This window comes from Thioclava sp. GXIMD4216, assembly GCF_037949285.1.
Classification (GTDB): Bacteria; Pseudomonadota; Alphaproteobacteria; order Rhodobacterales; family Rhodobacteraceae; genus Thioclava; species Thioclava litoralis.
Genome location: NZ_CP149928.1, coordinates 58,511 through 85,432, shown reverse-complemented (window position 1 = coordinate 85,432; position 26,922 = coordinate 58,511). Strand labels below are relative to the sequence as shown.

Annotated in this window: 19 protein-coding genes; 10 read left to right on the top strand and 9 right to left on the bottom strand. The window is 63.0% G+C overall.

What is annotated here, in order from left to right:
• Positions 1 to 28 precede the first annotated feature (28 nt).
• The 3 genes from WDB88_RS15760 (at position 29) to WDB88_RS15750 (ending at position 3,711) form a co-directional block, all read left to right on the top strand.
• Entirely contained in the window at positions 29 to 1,375 is a 1,347-nt protein-coding gene (locus WDB88_RS15760; RefSeq protein ID WP_330629475.1) for a glutamine synthetase family protein, read from the top strand.
• Positions 1,375 to 2,676, top strand: coding sequence for an FAD-binding oxidoreductase (locus WDB88_RS15755; protein ID WP_339109971.1), 1,302 nt, complete (start codon positions 1,375 to 1,377; stop codon positions 2,674 to 2,676). Before WDB88_RS15760 ends, WDB88_RS15755 begins: the two co-directional genes overlap by 1 nt.
• A 99-nt stretch (positions 2,677 to 2,775) precedes the next feature.
• Positions 2,776 to 3,711 (top strand): MYG1 family protein, encoded by a 936-nt coding sequence (locus WDB88_RS15750; RefSeq protein WP_339109970.1) that lies wholly within the window; start codon positions 2,776 to 2,778, stop codon positions 3,709 to 3,711.
• Positions 3,712 to 3,795: 84 nt separating this feature from the next.
• On the opposite strand, the gene WDB88_RS15745 is transcribed toward WDB88_RS15750, so the two are convergent.
• The 9 genes from WDB88_RS15745 to WDB88_RS15705 form a co-directional block, all read right to left on the bottom strand.
• Positions 3,796 to 4,602: an SseB family protein gene (locus WDB88_RS15745; protein ID WP_330629472.1), complete on the bottom strand. Its 807-nt coding sequence runs from the start codon at positions 4,600 to 4,602 to the stop codon at positions 3,796 to 3,798.
• Between the two features lie 146 nt (positions 4,603 to 4,748).
• Entirely contained in the window at positions 4,749 to 6,536 is a 1,788-nt protein-coding gene (locus tag WDB88_RS15740; protein WP_339109969.1) for a capsule biosynthesis protein, read from the bottom strand.
• Complete coding sequence (locus tag WDB88_RS15735) at positions 6,520 to 7,173, bottom strand: ATP-binding cassette domain-containing protein (protein WP_330629470.1); 654 nt, start codon at positions 7,171 to 7,173, stop codon at positions 6,520 to 6,522. Before WDB88_RS15735 ends, WDB88_RS15740 begins: the two co-directional genes overlap by 17 nt.
• A gap of 209 nt (positions 7,174 to 7,382) precedes the next feature.
• On the bottom strand, positions 7,383 to 8,639 hold the full coding sequence (locus tag WDB88_RS15730) for an FAD-dependent oxidoreductase (protein WP_339109968.1): 1,257 nt from the start codon (positions 8,637 to 8,639) through the stop codon (positions 7,383 to 7,385).
• 181 nt (positions 8,640 to 8,820) lie between these two features.
• Positions 8,821 to 10,131, bottom strand: a complete 1,311-nt coding sequence (locus WDB88_RS15725; RefSeq protein WP_339110053.1) for an MFS transporter — start codon at positions 10,129 to 10,131, stop codon at positions 8,821 to 8,823.
• Between the two features lie 183 nt (positions 10,132 to 10,314).
• Complete coding sequence (gene uvrB / locus WDB88_RS15720; protein WP_339109967.1) at positions 10,315 to 12,501, bottom strand: excinuclease ABC subunit UvrB; 2,187 nt, start codon at positions 12,499 to 12,501, stop codon at positions 10,315 to 10,317.
• A gap of 143 nt (positions 12,502 to 12,644) precedes the next feature.
• Positions 12,645 to 13,751, bottom strand: coding sequence for a phosphotransferase (locus WDB88_RS15715; protein ID WP_339109966.1), 1,107 nt, complete (start codon positions 13,749 to 13,751; stop codon positions 12,645 to 12,647).
• 20 nt (positions 13,752 to 13,771) lie between these two features.
• On the bottom strand, positions 13,772 to 15,127 hold the full coding sequence (locus WDB88_RS15710; protein ID WP_339109965.1) for a C69 family dipeptidase: 1,356 nt from the start codon (positions 15,125 to 15,127) through the stop codon (positions 13,772 to 13,774).
• A 9-nt stretch (positions 15,128 to 15,136) separates the two neighbouring features.
• Positions 15,137 to 16,633, bottom strand: coding sequence for an amidase (locus WDB88_RS15705; RefSeq protein ID WP_339109964.1), 1,497 nt, complete (start codon positions 16,631 to 16,633; stop codon positions 15,137 to 15,139).
• A gap of 525 nt (positions 16,634 to 17,158) precedes the next feature.
• On the opposite strand from WDB88_RS15705, the gene WDB88_RS15700 reads away from it, so the two are divergent.
• The 7 genes from WDB88_RS15700 to WDB88_RS15670 all read left to right on the top strand — a co-directional run bounded on the left by WDB88_RS15700 (position 17,159) and on the right by WDB88_RS15670 (position 26,884).
• Positions 17,159 to 18,748: an ABC transporter substrate-binding protein gene (locus tag WDB88_RS15700; protein ID WP_339109963.1), complete on the top strand. Its 1,590-nt coding sequence runs from the start codon at positions 17,159 to 17,161 to the stop codon at positions 18,746 to 18,748.
• 7 nt (positions 18,749 to 18,755) lie between these two features.
• Positions 18,756 to 19,697: an ABC transporter permease gene (locus WDB88_RS15695; RefSeq protein ID WP_330629462.1), complete on the top strand. Its 942-nt coding sequence runs from the start codon at positions 18,756 to 18,758 to the stop codon at positions 19,695 to 19,697.
• Between the two features lie 101 nt (positions 19,698 to 19,798).
• Positions 19,799 to 20,629, top strand: coding sequence for an ABC transporter permease (locus WDB88_RS15690; RefSeq protein WP_339110052.1), 831 nt, complete (start codon positions 19,799 to 19,801; stop codon positions 20,627 to 20,629).
• A gap of 11 nt (positions 20,630 to 20,640) precedes the next feature.
• On the top strand, positions 20,641 to 22,257 hold the full coding sequence (locus WDB88_RS15685) for an ABC transporter ATP-binding protein (protein ID WP_339109962.1): 1,617 nt from the start codon (positions 20,641 to 20,643) through the stop codon (positions 22,255 to 22,257).
• Between the two features lie 11 nt (positions 22,258 to 22,268).
• On the top strand, positions 22,269 to 23,810 hold the full coding sequence (locus WDB88_RS15680; protein ID WP_339109961.1) for a M81 family metallopeptidase: 1,542 nt from the start codon (positions 22,269 to 22,271) through the stop codon (positions 23,808 to 23,810).
• Between the two features lie 24 nt (positions 23,811 to 23,834).
• Positions 23,835 to 25,469 carry a gamma-glutamyltransferase gene (locus WDB88_RS15675; protein ID WP_339109960.1) on the top strand — a complete coding sequence of 545 codons (1,635 nt, stop codon included), beginning with the start codon at positions 23,835 to 23,837 and terminating at the stop codon, positions 25,467 to 25,469.
• The gene (locus WDB88_RS15670; protein WP_339109959.1) at positions 25,469 to 26,884 is read left to right on the top strand and encodes an amidase family protein; all 1,416 of its coding nucleotides are present in this window, start codon (positions 25,469 to 25,471) and stop codon (positions 26,882 to 26,884) included. Before WDB88_RS15675 ends, WDB88_RS15670 begins: the two co-directional genes overlap by 1 nt.
• Positions 26,885 to 26,922: the final 38 nt, after the last annotated feature.

Genomic DNA, 26,922 nt, shown 5'->3' with positions numbered 1-26,922 from the left:
ATGCTATCACATTTTTGCGGGAGCAATCATGACAAGCCGCGTCAAACACGACCTGGAAAACGAGACGGATGTCGAGACCGTCTTTGCCTGTATCTGCGACCTGAACGGGGTCATGCGGGGGAAACGCCTGCCGATTGAACATGTCGACAAGGTCAAGAACGGCTCTTTGCGGATGCCCTTGTCCTTGCTGGGGATGGATATCTGGGGGGAGGATATCGAAGGGTCGGAGCTGGTCTTCGATACGGGCGATGCCGACGGGATCGGTGATTTTACGGGGCGGCCGTTGAGCCTGATCAGCTGGACCTCGCGTCCGGCGGCCTTCGCGCAGCTATGGATGGCCAATGAGGATGGCACGCCTTTCATGGGCGATCCGCGCCGCGCGCTGGCAAGCGTCTGCGACCGTTTCAAGGCGCTGGGGCTGACGCCGGTGGTGGCGACCGAGCTGGAATTCTACATTGTGGACCCTTCGGAGGCCACGCCGCAGCCGCCCTGTTCGCCGGTGACCGGCAAGCGGCTGGATAGCGATGGCGCGCTGTCGCTGGACGAACTCCAGCACTTTGACGAGCTGTTGAACGAGATCTATGACGCCTGCCGCGCGCAGAATATCCCCGCCGATACCGCGATTTCGGAAAACGGGGCAGGGCAGTTTGAAATCAACATGATGCATGTCGATGACCCGCTTCGGGCTGCCGATGATGCGGTGCTGTTCAAACGGCTGGTGCGCGGGATCACCCGCAAGCACGGCTTTGCCGCGACCTTCATGGCAAAACCCTACGGCGACCGCGCCGGTTCGGGGATGCATGTGCATTTCTCGTTGCAGGATAAGGACGGCAATAACGCCTTTGACAATGGCGGCGAAGAGGGCACGCCCCTTTTGCGCCATGCGGTCGCGGGGCTGTTGCGCACCATGCAGGAGAATGCTCTGGTCTTCGCACCGCATGAGAACTCCTTCCGCCGTCTGCTGCCGGGCAGCCATGCGCCGTCGTCTGTGGCTTGGGGCTATGAGAACCGCACCGCCGCGATCCGTATTCCGGGCGGTCACCATAAGGCCCGCCGGATCGAGCATCGTGTGGCAGGGGCGGATGCCAACCCCTATCTGGTGCTGGCCTCTATTCTGGGGGGCGCGCTTCTGGGGATCGAGGGCGAATGGCAGCCGCCGGAACCGATTGAAGGCGATGCCTATTCGCTGGATCTGGACCATCTGTCGCTGGATTGGGCCTCGGCTATTGACGCCTTTGCCCGCGGGCCGCATATCGAGCAGATCTACTCCAAACGTCTCAAGCGGATGTTCGTGCAATGCAAGCAGCAGGAGCTGCGCCGATTCACCCGCCATGTGACCGATTTCGAATTCCACAGCTATCTGGAGGCAGTCTGATGTCTGTTTCTTACGCCGGAACGGGTGCCCATACGGGCAGCTATTATGCGGCTTCCGCCAACCCCGCACCGCTGCGCCCGCAGCTGGAAGGGGCGCAGGAGGCCGATGTCTGCGTCGTCGGCGCAGGCTTTTCGGGGCTTTCGACCGCGCTGCATCTGGCCGAGAAGGGCTATCAGGTGACGGTCGTCGAGGGCGCGCGCATCGGCTGGGGCGCGTCGGGGCGCAATGGCGGGCAGATCGTCAACGGGCTGAACGCCAGCCTGCAGAAGATCGGTAAATCCTATGGTCAGGACACTGCGCGCTTTGTGGCGGGGCTGGTGACCGAGGGTGGCAAGATCATCCGCGAGCGCGTCTCGACCTATGGCATTCAATGCGATCTGAAGGATGGCAATGTGTTTGCCGCCTTCAATGATATGCATATGCGCGAGCTTGAGGAGAAAAAGCAGCTTTGGGAGAGCTATGGTCTGTGCGACCAGCGGATGCTGACCAAGGCGGAAATCCGCGAGCATGCCGCGACCGATCTTTATGTGGGCGGCATGATCGACCCCACGGGCGGACATATGCATCCGCTGAACCTGTGCCTGGGTGAGGCGGCGGCCATCGAGGCCAATGGCGGCACGCTCTACGAGATGTCGCCGGTGGTGTCGGTGGACACGCAGGCGGCACGTCCGGTGATCAAGACCGAAAAGGGGCAGATCACCTGCCGCATTCTGGTGTTGTGCGGCAATGCCTATCTGGGCCATGTGGTGCCCGATCTGGAAAACCGCGTGATGCCGGTCTCGACGCAGGTGATGGCGACCGAGCCCTTGGGCGAGGCCCGCGCGGCCGAGCTGATGCCCGCCGATACCTGTATCGAGGATGTGCGCTATATCCTTGATTACTATCGTATGTCTGCCGACAAGCGGCTGTTGTTCGGGGGTGGCACCGTTTATGGCGGGACCGATCCGAAGGACATCAAGGCCAAGCTTTGGGGCAATATGATGAAGGTCTTCCCGCAGCTTTCCGATGTGAAGATCGACTATGCGTGGTCGGGCAATTTCGCGCTGTCCTTCTCGCGCGTGCCGCAGATGGGACGGCTGGGGAATGCGACCTATTACGCGCATGGCTATTCGGGCCACGGCGTGACGGGATCGCATACGTTCGGGCGGATTCTGTCGGAAGCGATCGACGGGGATGCCTCGCGCTTTGACGTCTTCGCCAAGCTGCGCTGGATCCCCTTCCCCGGCGGGCGGACCTTCCGCGTGCCCTATTCGGTGATCGGTTCGTGGTATTACGAATTGCGCGACCGTCTGGGGCTTTGACCGGACGACCGGCTTTGAGATCGGCTGCGGGCAGGGCTTGTGTTTCGACGCAAGCCCTGCCTATTTGCGGCCATTGTTGTTTATTGGAGGTCGCGCGCCATGACCATCACCCATCTTGTGACCCATTCGGGCGGTTTCCATGCCGATGAAGTGTTTTCGACAGTCGTTCTGACACGGCTTTTCCCTCAGGCCGAACTGGTGCGTACGCGTGATCCGCAATGGCTGGTGCCGGCAGAGGACCGTGTGATTTACGATGTGGGCGGCGATTTCGATCCGGCCCGCAATATCTACGATCACCATCAGCGCGAGGCCCCTGTGCGCGAGGACGGTGCGCCGCTGAGTTCTTTCGGGCTGGTCTGGGCACAATTCGGGCGCGATTATCTGCGCAGCTCCGGCGTGCCGGAGGCCCATCTGGACGAGGTGCATGACGGCGTGGACCGCAGCTTCGTGCAGCCGGTTGATCTGGTCGATAATGGCAAACTGTCCCCTGGCGAGGCGGGGGCGCTTCAGGCGATGACCCTGCCGGGGCTGATCGAGACCCTGCGTCCGGTCTTTGACGATAAGGACCCCGAGGGGGAAATCCGCACATTCTGGCAGGCTGTAGGCATTGCGCGCGCCTTTCTGGAAGCGCGGGTGGCGCGTTCTGCGGCGAAGCTGCGGGCGGCGGGCATGGTGGCAAAGGCCATTGTCGCCGCCGGTGAGGGGCGTATTCTGGAACTGCCGACGGGCATGCCGTTCCGTCCGGCAGTGGTGAAGGCAGGGGCTGACCAGCTTTGGTTTGTCGTGACGCCGCGCGGTCCGGAAGACTGGACCTTGGGCACGATCCGCAAATTTGACGAGGGGTTCGAGAACCGAGCCGATCTGCCTGCCGCTTGGGCGGGGCTGAACGGTGTGGCGCTGGAGGAGGCCTCGGGCGTCAAGGGCGCGAAATTCTGCCATAACGGGCGGTTCATCGCCGCCGCCAATTCGCGCGAGGCGGTCATGGAGATGGCGCGGCTGGCGGTGGAGGACGCTTTGGCGCGCGGGGTCGTGTGAGGGGCGCTGCCCCTCTTGGGGCCTGACGGCCCCAATTCACCCCGGGATATTTAGAGCAGCTGGAACGGGTGGGCGCAGGCCGTCCTATCGCAGAATGGGCGGTTTGGACGGGTCCATGCCGGGGCCTTTGGGTTTTTCCTGCGGCGCGGCGGGAGCTTCCTCATGCTCATGCTCGGGGAGGTGCAGCACGAGCGCCTTGGCCAGCAGGCGTTGGGCGGCCTCGCTGTCTTCGTCGAGGAAGGTGACATCCAGCTCGCCCGCATCAAGGCCGGAGAATGTCAGCGCCTCGCCCATCGCTTTGGCGATGGCCGGACGCGCGCTTTCAGGGGTGCCCAGCAGGGCCAGAACATGGCCTTTATGACCGTCTTCATAGGTGACGCCGCCCAGAAGCGCGTGGGTGGCCGCGCCGATCAGTTGGTCGAATTTGGCTTCGAAGGCCGGAAGCAGTAGCCCGAGGATGGCGGGCGGAAGGGCGGGGGCCTCGAAGCTGACGGGGCGGCCTGTTATATGGGACGGGCTATGGGTCAGCGTTTCGCTGAGCCAGTCGAGGGCTTCGGGCGGCAGGAGCATGGCCGAGGGGGCCACGCCCAGATTGATGCCGAGGCCGATATTTTCTCCCACGAGATTCTGCGCGATGATCCGGCCGGGCAGGGCGGCATAGGGCATCGGGCCGTCGCAGAAGTCGGCCATGCGTTCTTCGGTATCGAAGGCAAGCACGAAGGCCCCGTCCTCGGCTTCGAAGACCTGCGGGCGGATGTCCTGCCCCTCGACCTCGTCTTCCAGCAGCAGGAAGAGTTCGGCATCGGCAAGGCGGTCGTAAACGGCCAGACGCAGGGCATCGTTTTCCGGTTCGGCGGTCATAGCGGCATGGGCGCGGTCATAGGGGGTCATCTGGAATCCTTCCGAGAGGCGGGCCGCAGGCAAGGCGGGCGGCTTCGGCCCAAAGCCCTATTGCGCGCGTTGGAGTATGGCAAGCCCGAAGGTCTTGTGGACCTGCGGGCTTGTGGCATTTTGGCATTTTGCGCGGGCGGGGAGGGTCAGCTTGAGACTTGCTCGCGCAGCACCGAGGCTGTGAGAGAGAGCATCATATAGATCCCCGCAAAGATCAGGAAGGCCACCACCGTATCCTCGAACGCGCGGGGATATGTCGGGGCATCCGGAGCGATGGGGCGCACGCCCATTTCCAGATAGCGCACCTGTTTATTGGCTTCGAGTCTTGCGGTTTCCATCTGCTGGGCCGCCTGTGCCAGAAGGCCCTGACGGGTGGCCAGATCCGCCTCTGCGATACGCAGATCACCGGTCACGGCGGCGAGCGAGGCGGTGGAGGAGGTCTTCTGCGTCAGTTGCTTGCGCAGATTGGCGATCAGGGCTTCGAGGCGGCTGATATCGCCTTGGACACCGGCCACGCGCGCGGCATTGGGGCTGGGGTTGTCTTGCAACTGGCCCAGTTCGAGCCGCTTCTGCTGGAGCTGCGTTTCGAAGGCCGACACCTGCCCCATCACCAGACTGCTTTCGGAGACGGGGTCAAGCACCCCCTGTTTCTCCTGTAGTTCCAGCACTTTCTGTTGTGCTGCCAGAACCTTGGCCTCGGCATCGTCATAGCTGTCGCGCGCGCCCTGCATCTGGTCGCCGCGCAGGCGGGAGGTCAACTGGTCCACCTGTTCTTCGGCATAGGAGATCAGCGCCTTGGCAAAGCGGGCCGAGGTTTCCGGATCGGCGGCGATGACCTCCATCTTGATCACCCCCTCCGAAGGATCATAGCCGATTTTGACGACCTTCTTGTAAAGCGCATAGGCCTCGTTATCGCTGGCGGGGGTGGGAAGACGTTGCAGCGGGTCGATGAATGCCTGCTGGAAGTGCTTTTTGAACCCCTGTTCCGCGTCGAGGCGCTTCATGGCTTCCAGCGATTGCAGGAAGCTCTGGACCGTGACGCTATCCTGATTTGTGGCCAGCTGCGTGCCCGAGAACAGGCTGCTGATCCCGCTGGAGGCGACGCCATCGGCTTTCTGGATCACGAATTCGGTCTTGGTGGCATAGGTGGGCGTGGCCATGACGAAATAGTAATAGGCCGCAACCACCGTTGGCAGCAGGACGAAAAACGCCAGCCGTGTGGCCAGCAATATCAGCTTGCGCCGCCGCCTGCGGGTGATATCGCGCTGGATGGCGAGGATCTCGCTGGCGCGATGTTCCTCGGTCATCATATCGGCGGGCGAGGGTGTCGCGGTGGCGACGGCCATCGCATTCGTTTTGGTCAGGCTGCGTTTGGGCGGCACGGCGGGCAGGTTTTCGGTTTTGCCCGGTTTGACCAGCGACAGGATATTGGAGCGGTCCAGCGGGTCGATGCCCTTGCGACGCAGCAGCAGCACCGCCTCGAAATCCGAGGTCGCCGCGATATTGTGCTTTTGCGCCATACGGCGGGCAAGGCGTAGCTGACGACCGGTCAGGCCTTCCTTGCGGATGGCCTCGATCTCTTCCTCCAGCGTCAGCTCGTCCTTGCCGAGAACCTGCTCGGCCTCGGCTTCCTGCTGCATCCGCTGGGCATCGGCAAATTTCATATCGCCGAACCCGTCATCATGCTGTTCGAAAATGGCGGCCGGATCCTTGGCTGCGTCCTTTTCCTCCATCGCGCCCAAAGCGGCATTGCGGGGCCGCTCCGGCTGCGGTTTGGCCGGTTGCGCGGCATCCCGCGACAGGGTCGCGTCGGTTTGGGGCGCACTGGTTAGGGCGGCGTCGGGCGTTCCTGCGGGGGCTGCGACCGGCGTGGCTTTGGCCTGAAGCGCGTGACGGCGGATGCGATATTTGGTGGTCCTAGGCTGTGTAGTCATACATCCGCTTCGCTTCTTCCAGAGTGTCGAACATATAAAGTTGGCCATCGCGGAGCACGGCAGCCGTCCGACAGAATTTCTCTAATGTCTCGGCTTGGTGCGAGACGACGATCACCGTCGAGCGTTGCAACCTTTCGCGCAGGATGGACCCTGCCTTGCGGTTGAACACCACATCGGTGGTCGAGGGCATTCCCTCGTCAATCAGGTAAATATCGAATTCCAGAGCCAGCAGCAGCGAGAAGGTGAACCGCGCTTTCATGCCCTGACTATAGGTGCCGACCGGCATATCGAAATATTCGGCAATGCCGCAAAGCCAGCGGCAGAAGGCCTCGACGTAATCGGGGTCGAGACCGTAGAGCTGCGCGATGAACCGCGCGTTTTCGCGGGCGGTGTGTTTGGTGACCACGCCGCCCATGAATCCCAGCGGAAAGGACACGCGGCAGGTTTTGCGAATCGTGCCTTCGTCGGGCTTTTCCAGACCGGCCATCATGTTGATAATGGTGGTCTTGCCGGTGCCGTTGGGGGCAAGGATGCCAAGCGAATTGCCCAGCTCCACACGGAAGCTGGCGCGATCAAGGATGACTTTGCGCTGCTTGCCCGTCCAGAAGGACTTGCTGACATTTTCAAACTCGAGCATTTCCCTCCCACCCCTGGTTGTGACGCTCTGCGACGGTCGGCTCGTCTTACAACTAGCTTATCGTCGTTAACAAAGCTCCTAAGATCACAATCGGGCAAGATTATGTCGGGTTGGCCGAAATATATGCGGTGTAATTTTGCTATTGTTCACGCAGAGGCAACGACGACGCGGATCTTTGCATTTTGCGTCGCGCGAGCGATTCGGTTTGCCTAGCGGTCCAGTGCATCGCGCAGGCGGTAATAATGGAGGGCGAGGGTGCCATAGAGGGGATGCAGCCCGTAGAGGGGCATCTGGGTCATTTTGGTCTGGACCGGCAGCGGCATCGGGCGTCCGGTCAGGAAATGTTCGGCAATGCGTTGGCCTAGCGCCGTGGCCAGCGCCACCCCCCGCCCGTTGAAACCCGTGGCCGCAAAAAGACCGGGGGCAGGGGTCACAAGCCGTATCCGGTGGTCGGGGGTCATCGCGATACGCCCGTACCAGTAATGCTCCATCGTCAGGCCCGCACCATAGAGGCGGCGGATCTCGGCTTCGATCATGCGGAAGCGCCGCGGGCCCTCGGGGGCGGTGAAATCGCCGCGTCCGCCCAGCAGCAGCCGGTTTTCCGGCCCCAGCCGGAAATAGGTGCCGACCCGCCGCGCTTCAGAGACGGGGGTGCGGCGGGGCAGGATACGGGCGCGCTCTGACGTGCTGAGCGGTCGTGTCGCGATCTGGAAACTATGCGCGGGCAGTGTCGCGCGGCTCAGCCCGCGATGCAGATCCGGCGGGGTGTAGCGGTTGGTGGCCAGCAGCACGCGCTCGGCTGTGACCTGCGCGCCCTCGGGCAGGGTGGCGACCCAGTGGCGGCCCTGCCGTGCTATGCTGCACACCGGCGAACGGGCATAGATCTGCACGCCTGCGGCCAAGGCCGCAGCGGTCAGGGCGCGCACCAGTTTCAGCGGGTGCAGCTGGCCGGCGCGCCGGTCGATCCAGCCGCCCTTGAACCGGTGGCTGCCGGTATGCGCGGCCATCGCCTTGGCGTCGAGCCAACCGACATCGGCCCCGCGGGCCTGCCATTCGGACATGCGCCGTTCCAGTGCCGGAAGAAGCACCTGTTTGTCTGCCGCCTGAATCCAGCCGGTGCGCTCGGCATCGCAGTCCAGCCCGAGCCGCGCGACCAGATCGAAGAGCATGGTCGCGGTCGATCCGGCAAACTCTGTCGCTTCCGGCCCGAAGAGGCGGTCCAGCGTGTCGGGGTCGTCCTTCAGGCCGGGAATGACCTGCCCGCCATTGCGCCCCGAGCCGCCCTCACCGGGATCTGCCGCTTCGAGAAGGGTTACCGCCGTGCCCGCTTCGGCCAGATGCAGGGCGGTGGACAGGCCCTGCAAGCCGCCGCCGATCACCAGCACATCGCTGTGCAGGCTCTCTTGCAGGGCGGGCAGGACTGGCCCTGCGGGGGCGGTGGCGGACCAGAGCGATGACATCGGCATGGGGCAGGCTTTCGGCTGTGTTCCGGTGCAGATTGGGCAGGGTCTTCGCCAATGTCGAGCCGGATCGGCGGTTTCGCATGGCTGTGCCGGAGTCCGGGCCGAGCCTGCCCAATTCGGGAGCAGTTCAACGAAAAACCCCGGCCATTGGCCGGGGCAGTTCGGACAGATAGGGCGGTTGGTCCTAGATCTTCTCGCGGCCAATCGCGAAGATACAGGCCAGCGTGATCAGCGCCGCAGCCCCCATATAGTAGCCCACATAGGCCAGCCCGTAATTGGCCTGCAGCCATGTTGCGGCATAGGGGGCAAGCGAGGCGCCTACGATGCCGGCAAAGTTGAAGGTGATCGACGAGCCGCTATAGCGCACGCGGGTCGGGAACGGGGCGGCCAATGCGGTGCCGATCAGGCCGTAGGTCAGGCCCATCAGCATCATCGACAGCGTGACGAACAAGAGGATCGCGCCTTCATTGGCCACCATCAGAACCGGCACGAGGAAGGAGAAGGCGGCGATCAGGATGGTGGTGACAATCAGCACCTCGCGGCGCCCGAAACGCTCGGCCGCAAGCCCTGCAACAGGGATCGCCAACCCGAAGATGATGGCGCCCCAGAGCTGCATCACCAAGGCGTCCGTGAAGGGGATTTCCAGCACTTTCACGTTATAGGACAGCAGATAGGCCGTGCCGATATAGAACAGCACGAAGGTCACCATCGCCACGAATGTGCCAAGGAAGATCGACAGTTTGTGATTGGCAAAGAGTTCGAACACCGGCACCGCCACACGTTCGTCCTTCTCGATCGCCTCCTGGAATGCGGGGGTCTCGGTGATCGACAGGCGCACCCACATCCCGATCACCACCAGCGCGATGGAGGCGACGAAGGGAATGCGCCAACCCCAGCCAAGCAACTGTTCTTTCGGCATGAATTGCAAAAGCAGCCAGAACAGGCCCGACGACAGGAACAGACCCACCGGCGCGCCCAGCTGCGGGAACATACCATACCAGTTCTTCTTGCCCTCGGGGGCGTTTTCGGTGGCCATCAGCACCGCCCCGCCCCATTCGCCGCCCAGACCGAAGCCCTGGCCAAAGCGGCACAGCGCCAGCAGAAGCGGCGCGGCGACCCCGATCTGCGCATAGGTCGGCAAAAGCCCGATGACGACGGTCGAGACGCCCATCGTCAGCAACGCCGCCACCAGCGTGGCCTTGCGTCCGATCCGGTCGCCGAAATGGCCGAACACGACCGCGCCCATAGGCCGTGCGAAGAACGCGATGGAGAAGGTCGCGAAAGAGGCCAGCAGAGCGGTCATGCCGTCTTCATTGGGGAAGAACAGCGTGGGGAAGACCAGCACGGCGGCGGTTGCATAGACGTAGAAATCGAAGAATTCGATCGTGGTCCCGATCAGGCTGGCCAGCAAAACCTTGCCCGCCGAGTTTCTGGCGGGGGCTTTTGCGTCGGCGAAGCCATTGGCTGAGGATATGTCCGACATTTTATTTCTTATTCCAGTGTGTATTGTTTGCAAAATTGCTAACCTTGGCGGGTTATCGGAATAAAAGAGTCTCTGTAACCCGCTATTTTGTGAGCATGCGCACAATATTGCCGTCCGTTGCGCGCCTTCTCGCGGCAAAGGGGAGCCCTCCGCGCAAGATTGCCCTGCGCGGTGTTCGTGTCGGAGATAGGGGGGTTAGCGTTTTTTGCGCCGCTGGACGTTGCCGCCGCGTTGGCCGGGGCGGCCTGCGGTGGATCTGCCGCGGGCATTGGTGGCGGCGTCAGAGGCCTCTTCCACCGCCGATTGCCGCGCCATCGGGTCATCCGAGACGGCCAGCTCTACCGCCTCAAGCCGCTTGACCTCGTCGCGCAGGCGGGCGGCTTCCTCGAATTCAAGGTTCTCGGCGGCCTTGCGCATCTCGGCGCGCAGGCTGTCCAGATGCGCCTGCAGGTTCGCCCCCGGTTTGACCTTATCGACCTTGGCGGTGACACGCGACATATCGGTGTCGCCCTGATAAAGCCCCGCGAGCACATCCTCGACATTCTTGCGCACGGTTTGCGGGGTGATGCCATGTTCCTCGTTATAGGCGATCTGCTTGGCACGGCGACGCTCGGTCTCGTCGATGGCGGCCTGCATCGAGCCTGTGATCTTATCGGCATACATGATCACGCGGCCATCGGCGTTCCGCGCCGCACGGCCCACCGTCTGGATCAGTGAGGTGGTGGAGCGCAGGAAGCCTTCCTTATCGGCATCCAAGATCGCCACCAGCCCGCATTCGGGAATATCCAGACCCTCGCGCAGAAGGTTGATGCCGATCAGCACGTCAAAGGCGCCAAGCCGCAGATCGCGCAGGATCTCGATGCGTTCGATGGTGTCGATATCGCTATGCATATAGCGCACCCGCACACCCTGTTCGTGCAGATATTCGGTCAGATCTTCGGCCATACGCTTGGTCAGCGTGGTGACCAGCGTGCGCAGCCCCTTCGCCGCGACCAACCGGATCTCATCCAGAACGTCATCGACTTGGGTCTCGACAGGGCGGATCTCGATCACCGGATCCAGAAGCCCCGTCGGGCGGATCACCTGTTCGGCGAAGATACCACCTGTCTGCTCCATCTCCCATTTGCCGGGGGTGGCCGAGACAAAGACCGACTGCGGGCGCATGGCGTCCCATTCCTCGAACTTGAGGGGCCGGTTATCCATGCAGGACGGCAGGCGGAAGCCATGTTCGGCCAGCGTGAACTTGCGCCGGTAGTCGCCGCGATACATGCCGCCGATCTGCGGCACGGTGACATGGCTTTCATCGGCAAAGACGATCGCATTATCGGGGATGAACTCGAACAAAGTGGGCGGCGGCTCGCCCGGTGCGCGGCCCGTGAGATAGCGCGAGTAATTCTCGATCCCGTTGCAGACGCCCGTGGCCTCCAGCATCTCGAGGTCGAAATTGGTGCGCTGTTCCAGCCGCTGGGCTTCCAGAAGCTTGCCCTCGTCATTGAGTTGCTTGAGCCGCAGCCCCAGCTCTTTCTTGATGCCCTTGGTCGCTTGGTTCAGCGTCGGGCGCGGCGTGACATAGTGGCTATTGGCGTAGATCCGGATCTGGTCGAAACTGTCGGATTTCGCCCCCGTCAGCGGATCGAATTCGGTGATCGCCTCAAGCTCTTCGCCAAAGAAGGCAAAGCGCCATGCGCGGTCCTCAAGGTGAGCAGGCCAAAGATCGACCGTATCGCCCTTCACTCGGAAGGACCCGCGCACGAAGGCCGCATCAAGGCGTTTATACTGCTGCGCCACCAGATCGGCGAGGAACTTGCGCTGCTCGTAAAGCTCGCCCACCTTCAGATCCTGCGTCATGGCGGAATAGGTCTCGACCGAGCCGATACCATAGATACAGGACACCGAGGCCACGATGATTACATCGTCACGTTCCAGCAGCGCCCGCGTGGCCGAGTGGCGCATCCGGTCGATCTGCTCGTTGATCTGGGATTCCTTCTCGATATAGGTGTCCGAGCGCGGCACATAGGCCTCGGGCTGGTAGTAGTCGTAATAGGACACGAAATATTCGACGGCATTCTCGGGGAAGAAGCCCTTGAACTCGCCATACAGCTGGGCGGCCAGCGTCTTGTTGGGCGCAAGGATGATCGCGGGACGCTGGGTCTCTTCGATGATCTTGGCCATGGTGAAGGTCTTGCCCGTGCCCGTCGCCCCCAGCAGCACCTGATCGCGCTCGTTGTCCCGCACGCCCTGAGACAGCTCGGCAATGGCCGTGGGCTGGTCGCCTGCGGGCGAGAATTCCGAATGCATGACAAAGCGCCGACCGCCTTCCAGCTTGGGCTTGGTCAGCACATCGGGGCGTTCGGTGGGCAGATTGGTGTTGTTATGGGGCATGAACCTCTACCTATCGGGGACGCCCATAGATGTGGCATAGGCGGCGGGGCTTTCAAGTGGATAAGCCCGATCAGGGGAAAAATGTTCACGATATTTCCCCGTTTTTTCCAGCCGCCGCCCGCAGCGGGCAGGGCGGGGCGATCTTACAGCAGACGGGCAGAGAGCGCCGCCGGATTCTGGCTGAGATACCAGTCAAGCTGCGCCCAGCCCTGCGCGGTATTGCGCAGGATATAGGCACGGTTTTCGGGGAACTGACCGGCCCGCCAGAGCGTGAGCAGCGCGCGGGTCACGACGCGGGCGAAGACCAGATGCGGCAACAGGCGGCGCTCGGCCTTGGAAAGCGGGGCATGGGCAATATGGCCCTCGAAAAGGCGGGTCGGTCCGGCAAACATCCCGTCCTGTCCCTGTTCGGCGGCATCGCGAGGCAGCTGGTTGAGCATGGCGGTCGACAGGTCGATGGCCACAGCCGTTTCGACCACATCGCCGAAATCGATGATGCCGGTGATTGGTTGCGCCTTGCGGCGGTCAACCAGCAGGTTCGAGCGGCTGAAATCATTATGCAGGATTTGCCGCGGCAGGGCCTCGATGTCGTCGCGCAGGGACAGGATCTGGCGAAAGGCACGGGTCAGGGCACTTCGCTGACTTTGGTCAGGCACGTGGTCCAGAAGCTCTGCCAGCCTCGGCAGGTGCCGGATATCCCATGCCAGCTGGCGGGCGGCAAAGGGGTGGCGGAAATCGCTCATGGCCAGCCGTAGCTTGGCGTTCATTTCGCCAATCCGGTATTGTTCGGGGCCAAGCGGGGGCAGAGTGTCGAGCAGATCGCCCTCAAGATAGGTCATCATCCGCGCATGCCTTACCCCGTCGGCCAGCGGCAAAGCCACAAGCGCGGCACCATTCAGCGCGGGCACAATCTGCGGCACAGGCAGATCGGGGGCGTGGCGGTTCAGATGGGCGAGCGTCTGGATCTGAAGGTCGAGTTCGGCGGGTGGCTCTGCCGGATTGGCGATCTTGAAGATCAGCCTGCGATCCTGTTGGCGGAGCGCGAATGTATCGTCCTTTTCGGTGTCCAGCCGCGTGATATCGCCGGATAGGCCCCAGAGCTCCCGCGCCAGACGGGCGGCGTGTTCCGGCCCGACCGTCTGACAGCGGGTCGAGAGCGACCCGAGGTCGATCCTTTCCGGCGCGCCTGTCGCAGGCAAAGCGGCAAGCGGGCCGGAAACAGGGGGGAGGCAGGGATCGGGGTTGGACAAGGCGGGCTCCGTCCTGAGGTCTAGGGGCTGGCGTGCAAGGCAAGGTCTTCGCGTGCATCGCGGCTGGTGCGGGGGATGGCGCGATTGATGTCCGCCAGATAGTCTCCGCGCGGGTCGGGGCTTCGCGGGCGGTCGGCGCGGTCCTGCAATCCCGCATCGACGATCTCGCGATAGCTGCGGGCCGCGCGTTGGGAAATGGCGTTACGGGTGGCGGCATCGGCTTTGCTGGCAAGGGAAAGCTCGGCCCTCGCCTTATGGGGCATGCCGTTGAACTGCGCTCGCAAGCCTCGGGCGAGGCTGGTATAATCGGGGTCGATAAGCCGTTGCAGGCGCTCGATATCCCACCATTGATCGGGGTCGGTATGGTGGGCGGGCTGGCTCCAGCCTTTGGGCAGATCGGTATCGAGCCAGACCGGAATGAAGCCCGACAGGCAGGGCGAGGCAAGGCTGACCCAGATCTCGCGCGGGGTCTGCGGCGTGGCTGGCAGGGCCACGATCATCGAAGCGGCGGTTTCCGAACCGGAACTGGCGCTGACCCCATGCATGCAGACACAGGCCTGGCCGCCCGCCGCCGGATGCCGGTCCGGATCGCCGCCATGATCGCGTAGCACGTCGATCATCTCGGTCAGCCCGATCCCGCCCTTGGGCAGGCCCGCCACTTTGGCGCGCGACATGGCAAGCCGCGCATGGCAGGCGGGCAGATTGGCGCGGGTGCTATCGGTATAGGCGCGCGCCCAGTCAAAGGGCGTGCCTGCCGGATGCCAGCCCTGTTCAGTGGCAAAAGCCTCGGCCTGATCCGAGATCAGGTCATAATCGCGCCCGATCGAATAGACATTGGAAATGGCGGCCCATTGCGTGACCTTGCGGGCCACCCAATGGCGGCCCGCGCTTTCCACCACCCAGCCTGAGCGGCCATCGGCCAGCAGGAAGGCGTTGTGATAGACCATCTCGCGGGTCAAAGCGGCATGGCCCCCCTGACCATAGGTCTCGATCAATCCGGTCAGCACCTTCAGTCCCTCATCGGCATCACGGGCGCGTTCCAGCGTGAGGCGCAGGAGGTCCATGCCCAGAAGGTTCGGCCCCCCATCGGCCGCCAGCCGCGACCAGACGGCCTCATTGCCGATGGTCAGCCCATGTTCGTTGACCCCATGCTCGAACCCCCAGATCCACCACGGGCGCGAGCCGATGCAGGCATAGGTCTGCCCGACCTGCGGCAGGTCGATATAGGTGGCCTGCACGCGGGCATCAGGGGCATGGCGCGCGGCCTCCACCTTCGTCAGATATTGCGCCTCATTCGGCGCGCGGTCCGAGTTCTTGGCAAAATAGCTGCGCCCGTCTTGGGTCAGGCTGCCCAGAACCAGTATTGTGTCGCACATGGGGCCTCCTTAGCCGAGCTTGGTCACATGGACCTGCGGCAGGCGGCCCTGATTCCACTTGCCTTCGATCGCGCGCTCGACCTGAGCGGCCAGTTGCAAAAGCAACCCGTCATTGCCTTGGGCGGCATGGATCTGCATCCCCAAGGGCAACCCATTGGCATGAACGGCCAGCGGCAGCGACATACCAGGGGTGCCACAAAGATTGTTGAGCGGCGTATAGGCGAAGAACCCCCAGAGGTTCTCGAACCAGTCTAGCGCCGAAGGGTTATCGGTGGTGGTCAGATATTCGGTGGTGCCGATGGTGGGGGTCTCGCGCGCGGTGGTGGGGGTCAGCAGGATGTCCCATTCCTGAAAGGCTGCGCCGAAGGCTCGGGCGGTCTCGTTGAAATCCAGCTGCATATCGGCGCGGGTCGTATAGCTGATATCCTTGCCCTGTTCCCAGATGCGGATGTTCATCGGCTCGAAAAGGTCTTCGGGGGGCTTCTCCAACCCCTTCATCCGCAAGAGGTTATTCACCACCTGCGCGAAATTCGAGATATAGCAGGTGGTCTGGGCGGCATAGGCTTTGGCGAAATCCACCTTGGGGGTGACGAACTCCACATAATGGCCGAGGCTCTCGAAGAACTCCGCCACGCGGATGAGTTCGGCTGCAATATGGGGCGTGGCCGCATAGGGTCCCCATTCATGCGAGACAGCAATCTTCAGCCGCCGCGGGTCATTCTGGATCTGTTCCAGGAAGGGCGTCTCGGGGTGCCAGAAGGGCATGAATTCTCCCGGCGCTCCGCCACGGCAGTGGTATACAAAGGCAGCGGTGTCGCGCACCGTGCGCGAGATGCAGCCCTGCGTCGAGACCACCGAGGAGAAATCGGAATTGGCGGGCGCAATCGAGAAGGTCCCGCGCGACGATTTCAGCCCGATCGCCCCGCAGCAGCCGGCGGGAATCCGGATCGAGCCACCCCCATCGGTGCCATGCGCAAGCGGCAAAACGCCCGCGCCCACCATCACCGAAGACCCCGCAGAAGATCCGCAACTGGTGAACCCCGTGTCCCAAGGGTTGCGGGTGACATAGACGGCAGGGTTCTCGGCCGAGCTACAGCAGCCGAATTCCGGCGTTGTGCTGCGCCCGATGATATTCAGCCCCGCCTGTTTGATCTTCGTGGTCAGAAAGGCGTCTTTCTCGGGCCGGTTGCCTTTCAGGTAAAGCGAGCCCTGTTCCTGCAGCCGCCCCGCGACTGTCGGCCCCAGATCTTTCATCAGGAAGGGCAGCCCCGCGAAGGGGCCTTGGGGATTGGTGCCATGTCCCGCGCTATCGGCCACGGCATCGTCAAAGACCTCGACAACGCCACAGATTTCGGGATTGACCGCACGGATCGCGTGGGCCGCCTGAGCGGCGACCTCTTCGGCGGTGACATCGCCCGCACGGATAAGCTGGGCCAGCCCCAGCCCGTCATGGGCGTACCATTCGTCCCAACTCATTGTAAGGGAGGCGTCTATTGTGTCGGTCATGCGGGTCTCCGGCGCTTGGTGGCAAGCAGGCCCTGCCAGCCCCTGAGCGGGGAGGTACAGGTGCCAGTGGCATGGGGGATATGCGGAGAGGGAGCGATTGTTCTGCCCCCGATCCTGTCTCTCTATCGACGCTACAAAATTGTCGACAATAATCAATGTCAAAAATTTTGGCCTGTTTTACAGAACGGTTCTGCCACGGCCTGCAGATTTGGCATCAGTGAGAGATTTTTTGTTAAGGTGCTGAAAAGATTGCCGAATAGATTGAATTTATAAGGTGTATTATGGAGGCCTATGGCAAAATATTCCCTGAATAAATCTGCCTAAATAATAATCTTGATTATCATATATGTATGATATGGTTTGATTTTTACGCCGCGATCCTCGGGCATCCCTTTGACCGATCACATAAAATTTGAGCTTTTGAGAACTGGGGCTTGCTTGGAGAAAAGATCTGCCCTTACCCTGAACGAGTGATTGTCGACAATCACCAACAATCCAAAGCACGACGTCCAACAGGAGATCATCATGTTTCTTCCGAAGTCTTCTTCGGGGCTGCTCAAGGGTGCGCTGGTATCAGTGCTTTTGGGAGCCAGCTCTGTCGCCGCCCATGCCGAAACCACCATTACCGCCGTGATGAATGCGCCCCTGCGCGCGCTCGATCCGGCGATCAGCACGGCCTATATCCTGCGCAATTACGGCTATATGGTCTATGACACGCTGCTGGCGCGCGACGAGGCGGGCAAGGTCCAGCCGCAGATGGCCAGCTGGGCGGTTTCGGAGGACGGGCTGACCTATACGTTCACCCTGCGCGACGGGCTGAAATGGCATGATGGCACGCCGGTGACGGCGGCGGATTGTGTGGCCTCGATCGCGCGTTGGGATCAGGTCGACAAGACCGGTCAGGTGATGGCCAAGCTGATGAGCGCAATGGAGGTCGTGGACGATAAATCCTTCACCATGACCTTTGCCGAACCGACGGGGATCGCGCTTCTGGCGCTATCGAAGCCCTCGGGGATTGCGCCTTTCATGATGCCCAAGGCCGTGGCCGAGACGCCGATTTCCACGCCGATCACCTCGACCATCGGCTCCGGCCCGTTCAAATTCGACAGCGCGTCCTATCAGCCGGGGGTGCAGGCGGTCTTCCTGAAAAACGAGGACTATGTGCCGCGTGACGAACCCTCCAGCGGGATGGCGGGCGGCAAGGTCGTGAAGGTGGATAAGGTCATCTGGACCGCCATGCCCGACCCGATGACCGCCCTGACCGCCATGATGTCGGGCGAGGTCGATTTTGTGGAACAGGTGCAGCAGGATCTTCTGCCGCTGGTCGATGGCAACCCCGATTTCTACACGCAGGCCTTTGCCAAACAGGGCAGCCAGAACCTCGTGCGGCTGAACTGGACGCAACCGCCCTTTGACAACCTCAAATACCGCGAGGCCGCGATGGCCGCCCTTGGCCAGAAACCCATGCTGAACGCGCAGGTGGGCACGGCTGAAGACAGCTCCAGCACCTGTGCCGCCGTCTTCGGCTGTTCGGGTCCCTATGCCACCGACTATAAGGCCGAGGAGATCATCAAGGCCAATCCCGAGAAATCCAAGGAACTGCTGCAAGAGGCGGGCTATGACGGCAAGCCCATCATGCTGATGCAGGCCACCGATCTGGCGTCTCTGGCGCCGCAGGGTCCGGTGATTGCCCAGCAGCTGCGCGATGGCGGCTTCAAGGTGGATGTGGTCGCGATGGATTGGGCCAGTGTCGTGGCGCGTCGCGCGTCCAAGGCGCCGGTGGCCGAGGGTGGCTGGAACATCTTCTCGACGACCAATGTGCTACCCGATGTGGGTGATCCGGTAGGCTTTATCGGCACTGCGGCAGGCGGGGATAGCGCGTGGTTCGGCTGGCCGGATGTGCCGAAGATCGAAGAGCTGCGCGCCTCCTTTGCCGAAGCGCCCGACACCGCGTCTCAGGTGCAGATCGCCAAGGAGATCGACCAGCTGGCCATTGATAACGTCGTGATGATCCCGATGGGGGAATTCGCCAATATCAACGTGGTCTCGGCCAAGCTGCAGGGCATGCCCGAAGCGGAAGCCCCCGTCTTCTGGAATGTGACCAAGTCGGAGTGATCCTGACATGCTGCTGTTCATCACCAAACGTATCCTCTCGGCCATTCCGGTGCTGTTGATGGTCGCGATCATCGTGTTTCTCGTGTTGCGCCTGTCGCCGGGGGATCCGGCGGTGATGATTGCGGGGCCCAATGCGACTCCCGAGCAGCTTGACCAACTGCGCGAGAGCATGGGGCTGACAAAGCCCCTGCTTGAACAGCTGGTGATCTGGCTGGGCAATATGGCCCATGGCGATATGGGCACCTCGTTGATTTCCGGCAAACCCGCGACTGAACTGATCATGGACCGTTTCGGCCCGACGCTGGCGCTGAGCCTCTGCACCGTGGTGCTGGCGATTGCCGTCTCGATCCCGCTGGGCGTAATTGCGGCGTGGCAACAGGGCAAATGGCTGGACCGTCTGGTAATGGCGGGCTCGGTTGTGGGGTTCTCGGTGCCGGTGTTCATTATCGGCTATGTGCTGATACTGGTCTTCTCGCGTATCTTGGGCTGGTTTCCGGTGCAGGGCTACCAGCCGCTGGCCAATGGTTTTGGCGGCTTTATCGAACGGCTGGTGCTGCCCTCCGTCGCACTGAGCTTTCCCTATATCGCGTTGATTGCCCGCATCGTGCGCACCAATGTCATCGAGGTGATGGGCGAGGATTACATCCGCACCGCCCGCGCCAAAGGCTTGCGCGAACGCTCCGTGCTGATGAGCCACGCGCTGGGAAATGCCGCCGTGCCGATCATCACCATCATCGGCGTGTCGATTGCCATGCTGATCGGCGGTGTGGTGGTGACAGAGTCGGTCTTCAATATTCCGGGCCTCGGGCGGCTGGTGCTCGATTCCGTTCTGGCGCGGGATTACACCGTCATTCAGGCCGTGATCCTTTTGTTTTCCGCCATCTATGTGGTGATCAACCTCTGTGTTGACCTCCTGTATGGCGTCTTCGATCCGCGCATCCGTCACTGACCAAGCTCAGGAGGACTTTCATGAAATCCGATACTTCCGCCCTTGATGATGCGCCCCTCAGCCTGCCGGAGATGGAGGGCAATGGCCGGAAATCCGGTCTGATGGCAGCCCTTGGCGGCGTCTTCTCCAGCTGGCCTGCCAAGATTTCCGGCGCGGTGCTGCTGGTCATCGTGCTGATGTCGGTCTTTGCGCCGCTGATCACCGCCCATGACCCGATCCAGCTTGACCCTTCGGTGCGGCTCAAGCCGCCATCGCCCGAGCACCTTCTTGGCACCGACAGCTATGGCCGCGACATGTTCTCGCGCATCATCTACGGGTCACGGATTTCGCTCGCGGTGGGGGCGGGGACGGTGGTGATCTCGATCCTCTTCGGGATGGTGATCGGCGTGCTGACCGGCTATTTCAAATGGATCGATGCGGTGCTCAGCCGTGTGATGGACGGGCTGATGGCCATTCCGGGGGTGCTTCTGGCGGTGGCGCTGGTGGCGATTTCGGGCGGCACGCTGACCACGGTGCTGATTGCGATCTCCATCCCCGAGATCCCCCGCGTGGCGCGGATGGTGCGCGGCGTCATCATGGGGGTGCGCAATGAACCCTATGTCGAGGCCGCCTCGGTTCTGGGCACCTCGATGGGCAAGATGGTCTGGCGGCATATGCTGCCCAATACGGTGGCGCCTTTGCTGGTGCAGGGCACCTATATCTTTGCCGCCGCTATCATGACGGAATCCATCCTGTCCTTTCTGGGCGCAGGCGTGCCGCCCGAAATTCCGTCTTGGGGCAATATGATGGCCGACGGGCGCAAGTTCTTCCTGCTCAAGCCCGAACTGATCTTCTTCCCCGGTGTGATGGTGTCGCTGACCGTGCTGAGCGTGAACATGCTGGGTGATGTGCTGCGCGACCAGCTGGACCCGCGCATGGCGAAACGCCTCTGAAAGGACGTGTTATGAAGGATGAAAATGTTGTGCTCTCGGTCGAGGATGTCAGCATCGACACCCGTCCCAAAGGCGCCCGCCCGATCACCCGCAATATCAGCTTTACCGTGAAGGCCGGAGAGACGGTTTGTGTGGTGGGCGAAAGCGGCTCGGGCAAGTCGATCACCTCTATGGCGGTGATGGGGCTTTTGCCGAAAGACGCGCTGCAGGTCACCACGGGGCGTATCCTCTTGGATGGCGAGGATGTGCTACAGGCCACGCCCGCGCGGATGCGGGCGCTCAGGGCCTCCAAAGTGTCGATGGTGTTTCAGGAACCGATGACCGCGCTTAATCCGGTGAAGACGGTGGGGGACCAGATCGACGAGGTGCTGCGCCTGCATACCAAACTGTCCAAAGCCGAGCGCCGCAAGTCGGTGCTGCAGATGATGGAGCGCGTGCATCTGCCCGATGTCGCGCGCATCTATGGCAGCTATCCGCATCAGCTTTCGGGCGGACAGCGCCAGCGCATCGTGATCGCCATGGCGCTGATCCTGCGGCCGCGTGTGTTGCTGGCCGATGAGCCCACCACCGCGCTGGATGTGACCACGCAGAAGCAGATCCTGAAGCTGATCAAGGAGTTGCAGGAAGAGGAAGGCACGGCGGTTGTTTTTGTCACCCATGACTTCGGTGTGGTCTCGGATATTGCCGACCGGATCGTGGTGATGAACCGTGGCGATCTGGTGGAAACCGGCACGCGCGATGAAATCCTTGCGCGCCCGAAACAGGAGTATACGCGGATGCTGATTTCCTCGGTGCCCTCGATGCAGCCGCGTTTCGCGCCGCTGCCGGATCAGCCCAAGGTGCTGGATGTGATCGGCCTTGCCAAGACCTATGGCAAGGGCAGGACCGAGGTGAAGGCCGCGCAGAACATCAATTTCACCGTCCGCAAGGGCGAGATTACGGGGATTATCGGCGAAAGCGGCTCGGGTAAATCCACCGTGGCGCGCTGTGTGATGCGGCTGACCGACCCCAGCGACGGGGCCGTACGCCTGCAGGGGCAGGACATTGTGCCGATGCGCAATCTGCGCGAGATGCGCCGTCAGGTGCAATATATCTTTCAGGACCCCTACCGTTCGCTCAACCCGCGCCGGACCATCGCGCAATCGCTGATGGAGGGGCTTTTGAACTACGGTATGCCCGAGGCTCAGGCGCGGGCCAAGGCGGCGGCGACGCTTGAGATGGTCAATCTTCCGGCCTCGGTGATGGACCGCTATCCGCATCAGTTCTCGGGCGGGCAGCGCCAACGGATTGCCATTGCGCGGGCCATCGTGATGGAGCCGGATCTGTTGATCGCGGATGAGGCGGTCTCGGCGCTGGATGTGTCGGTGCAGGCGCAGGTGCTGGATCTGCTGGAGGATATCCGCGACCGCACCGGCGTGTCGGTGCTGTTTATCACCCATGATCTGCGGGTAGCTGCGCAGATCTGTAACGCGCTTGTGGTGATGCAGAAGGGGCAGATCGTCGAACAGGGTGCCACGCGGGATGTGCTGATGGCCCCCTCGCATCCCTATACCCGCGCGCTGATCGAGGCCGCCCCTGCGCCCGCGTGGGATTTCCAGAACTTCCGCCCGCTGTTGCGGGCCGTTTGAGAGGAGAAGCCATGCGTGTGCTGCTTGCCGGTTTCCAGCATGAGACCAATACGTTCGCCAAGGATCGCGCCGATATGGCGGCCTTTGAACATGGCGGGGGGTTTCCCGCGCTCTGCCGAGGGGCGGGGATCACTGAGGTGATGACCGAGACCGTCAACCTGCCCGCCGCCGGTTTCCTGCGCGCGGCCAAAGCGGCAGGGGTCGAGGTGGACCCTCTTTTATGGGCGATGGCGGTGCCCTCGGGTCCGGTGACGCGCGGCTGTTACGAGGCCATCGCGGGCGAGATTTGTGATCTGATCACCGCAGCCCTGCCCGCCGATGCGGTCTATCTGGACCTGCATGGCGCGATGTGTGCCGAACATATCCCCGATGGCGAGGGCGAGCTGATCGAACGTATCCGCCAGATCATCGGGCCGGATCTGCCGCTGGTTGTCAGCCTTGACCTGCATGCCAATGTGACCCGCCGGATGGTCGGGATGACCGATGCCTTGGTGGCCTATCGGACCTATCCGCATGTGGATAGCGCCGATACGGGGGCGGCGGCCTTTGATCTCTTGCAAAAGCGGGTGGCCTTGGGGCGGCCTTTCGCGCGGGCGATGGCGGCGCCGGACTATATGATCCCCATCTGCTGGCAATCCACGATGAATGCGCCCGCCGACGGGCTTTATGCCGCTCTGCCGCAGATCGAAGAGGACACGGGCGCGATCAGCCTGTCCTATGCGATGGGCTTTCCGGCGGCGGATTTCGACGAATGCGGCCAGCTGATCTGGGCCTATGGCGCGACACCCCCTGAGGCCGAGGCCGCTGTGGCAGCGCTTCTGGCTCGGGTCGAGGCCGCCGAAAGCGCTTTCCAAGGCACGCTTTACACGCCGGAGGGGGCCGTGGCCCATGCGCTTGAGCGCACCGCAGTTGGCTGCGCGCCGGTGGTGATTGCCGATGCACAGGACAATCCCGGAGCAGGCGGTAGTTCGGATACGACCGGTCTGATCAAGGCGCTTCTGGCGGCGGATGTGCCCGATGCGGCAGTGGGGGTGCTGTGGGACCCGAAGGCCGTAGAGCTCGCGCATCAGGCGGGCGAGGGGGCCGAGGTTGCGCTGTCTCTTGGTGGCCATAGCGATGTCGAGGGCGATAGCCCTTTGCACGCCAGCTTTACGGTCGAGCATCTGTCGGACGGGCAGTTGCGTACGCTTGGCCCCTATTATGGCACGCGCGAGATGCATCTTGGCCCTGCTGCCTGCCTGCGCCTTAGGGGCGTGCGGATCGTGGTGGCCAGCCAGAAGGCGCAGATGGCCGACCGCGAAATGTTCCGCTTTGCAGGCATTACCCCCGAGACGACCCCGATCCTTGTCGTCAAAAGCGCCATCCATTTCCGTGCCGATTTTGCCCCGATTGCGGGTGAGATCATCACCGCCACCGCTCCAGGCGCGATGATGATGCGCGCCACCGACTGGCAGTGGGCGCATCTGCGCGATGACCTGCGGCTGATGCCCGAAGGCCCGACGCAAGCCGAACATCGGGCCGAACACCTTGCGGCGCTCCGCCTTCCTGCCTGATCCGCTTGCCAGAATGGGGTCCTGATGACGATGACCGATATCCGCTCGCCGCATATGTCGCGCAGCCTCTCTGTAACCAAACCCGCAGCCCGCAGCCCGCGGGGTATCGTCACGGCGCAAAACCGCCATGCGGCCCAGATCGGCGCGGATATTCTGGCCAAAGGGGGCACGGCGGTGGATGCCGCCATTGCGACCTCTTTCGCGCTGGGGGTGCTGGAGCCGTGGATGAGCGGGATCGGCGGGGTGGGGGCCATTCTGATACGTCCCGACGGCAAGGGCGTCACGGCGATCGATGCGGGGGCGGTGTCTCCGGCGGCGCTGGACCCGCAGGATTTTCCGCTGGTCGAGGGGAAGGATGGCGATCTGTTCGGTTGGCCCAATGTGTTGGAAGACCGTAATGTGGTCGGGGCGAAATCCATCTGTGTTCCGGGGCTTCTGCGGGGGGTGCAGGCGGCGCATGAACGTTTTGGCCGCCTGCCCTGGGCCGATCTGGTGGCCCCAGCGCAGACGCTGGCGCAAGACGGGCTGGTGGTGGATGCCCATGTTACCGCATGGGCGGCGCAGGAAATGGGACGTCTCCGCCGCAACGAGGCTTTGGCCGCGTGGTTCCTGCCCGAGGGCCTGCCGCCTGTTGCCCCTGCGGCGGTGGCGGGGCGTGTGACACGGCTGCACAATCCTGCTTTGGCCGAAACCCTTGCGGTGATCGCCAAGGAAGGGGCGCAGGCGCTGTATCACGGGCCGGTTGCCAAAGCACTATGCGCCGATATCCAGACCTTGGGCGGCTATCTGGACTGCGCGGATCTGGCGGGGTTCCGGGCCGAGATTTCGCCCGCCGCCACGGCCCCCTTCCGCGACCGCAAGGTGCATTTCGTGCCGGTTCTCAATGGCGGGGTCACGGTGGCCTTGGCCCTGCGCTATTTCAACGAGACACCGCCGGATGGGGCGGCGGTTCCATCGCCGCAAGGCTGTCTGGCCAGTGCCCAGGCGCTGGCGCGGGCATGGGCGCATCGCTTCAGCGAAATGGGCGACGGGGCCGAACGTAGCCTGCCCAGTTGCACGACCCATTTCAGCGTGGTCGATGCCGAGGGCATGTGTGTCTCGATGACGCAGACGCTTCTGTCGCTATTCGGCTCGGCGGTGCTGTCGCCTTCGACGGGGATCTTGCTCAATAACGGGGTGAACTGGTTCGACCCGCGGGCGGGACGGGTCAATGGTCTTGCGCCTGCCACCAAGGCGCTGGCCAATTATGCGCCGATGATGATGACAGGGGCGGGCGAGACCGTGGCGATTGGCGGCTCCGGCGGGCGCAAGATCCTGCCCGCCATCTATCAGGTGCTGATCCATCTGGTCGATCATGGCTATGGCCTGCATGACGCGATTGCCGCCCCCCGCTACGACCTTTCCGCCCCGCCGGTTCTGGTGGCGGATGCGCGGCTGGGGCAGCCCACCATCAGGACGCTTGCGGCGGCATTCGATCTGGTGCTGGCCGACCGCGAGATCCAGCCCAACAGCTTTACCACTTTGGGCGCGGTGCGCCGCCAGCACGGGCCCGATGGGCCGGTCAATGAAGGCATGGCCGAGCCGTGGCACCTTTGGGCCGAGGCGGTGGTCGAAGGCGCGCCGCTAATGCCTGTTCCCCCCTGCCGAGGAGAGATCTGATGAAAGACATGCCGACCGATCCGGCCCTCTGGGCTTGGCCCGCCACCCGTCTGGCCGCTGCGATCAAGGCGCGCGCACTTAGCGCCCGCGAGGTGGCGCAGGCCCATATCGACCGTGTCGAGGCGGTCAATGGCCAGATCAATGCCATCGTCGATTTCCAGCCCGAAAAGACCTTGGCCGCAGCCGATGCGGTGGATGCAAGGCTTGCGCGCGGGGACGAGGCAGGCTGTCTTGCGGGGGTGCCGGTAACGATCAAGGTCAATGTCGACCAGACCGGCTATGCCACGACCAACGGGCTGAAGGCGCAGCAGGCCCTGATCGCCCGAAGCAATAATCCGGTGGTGGAAAGCTTTCTGGCGGCGGGGGCGGTCTCGTTGGGGCGCACCAATACGCCTGCCTTCAGCTATCGCTGGTTCACCAATAACCTGCTGCACGGGGCGACCCATAACCCGCGCAAGAAAGGCCTGACGCCGGGGGGCTCTTCAGGCGGCGCGGGGGCGGCGGTGGCGGCGGGTCTGGGAGCGATCGGTCATGGCACCGATATTGCGGGTTCGGTGCGCTATCCGGCCTATGCCTGCGGTGTGCACGGGCTGCGCCCCTCTGTCGGGCGGGTGGCTGCGTGGAATGCTTCCGGCCCCGACCGCACGATTGGCGGGCAGATCATGGCGGTCTCGGGGCCGCTGGCCCGTAACGTGGCCGATCTGCGGCTGGCCTTTCAGGCGATGCTGCGTCCCGACCCTTGCGATCCTTGGGCCGTGCCTGCGCCGTTTCACGGCCCGCAACTGCCCAGGCGCGCGGCGCTCTGCACCCATCCGGAAGGGGCGCAGACCGCGCCCGAACTGGTGGCCGAACTCCATGCGGCGGCGGACCGCCTGCGGGAGGCGGGCTGGCAGGTGGAGGCGCTTGACACCCTGCCGGATCTGGCTTCGGCGGTGCCCTTGCAACTGACGCTGTGGATGGGCGACGGGTATGACGGGCTTCTGGCCAGCGCCCGGGCCGAGGGGGATCGCGGCGCTTTGGCCGCCCTTGAAGGGCAGGCAGAGTTTGTCAGGTCCCTCGGGCCTGACTGCATCGCCAAGGCCCTGACCGCACGCATGGCGATTGCGCGGGACTGGGGGCTGTTTATGGCCCGCTATCCGGTGCTGCTTTTGCCGCCTTCGGCAGAGCTGCCTTTTGCCGATAATCTTGATCTGGTGGATGAGGCCTCGTATAGGCGGGTCTGGGCGGCGCAGATGTCGATGATCGGCCTGCCGGTCACCGGACTTCCCGCGTTGACGCTGAACACCGGCCTGCTGGCGGATGGCACGCCGGTCGGGGTGCAGATCGTGGCCGGCAAGTTCCGTGAGGATATCGCGCTGGAGGCGGCAGAGGCAATCGAGGCCAGAGGCAAGCGGGTCTCGGTCGCACTGCCCTGACAGGATCTGCCGGTCACATATCCGGCGCCGTGTAGAAA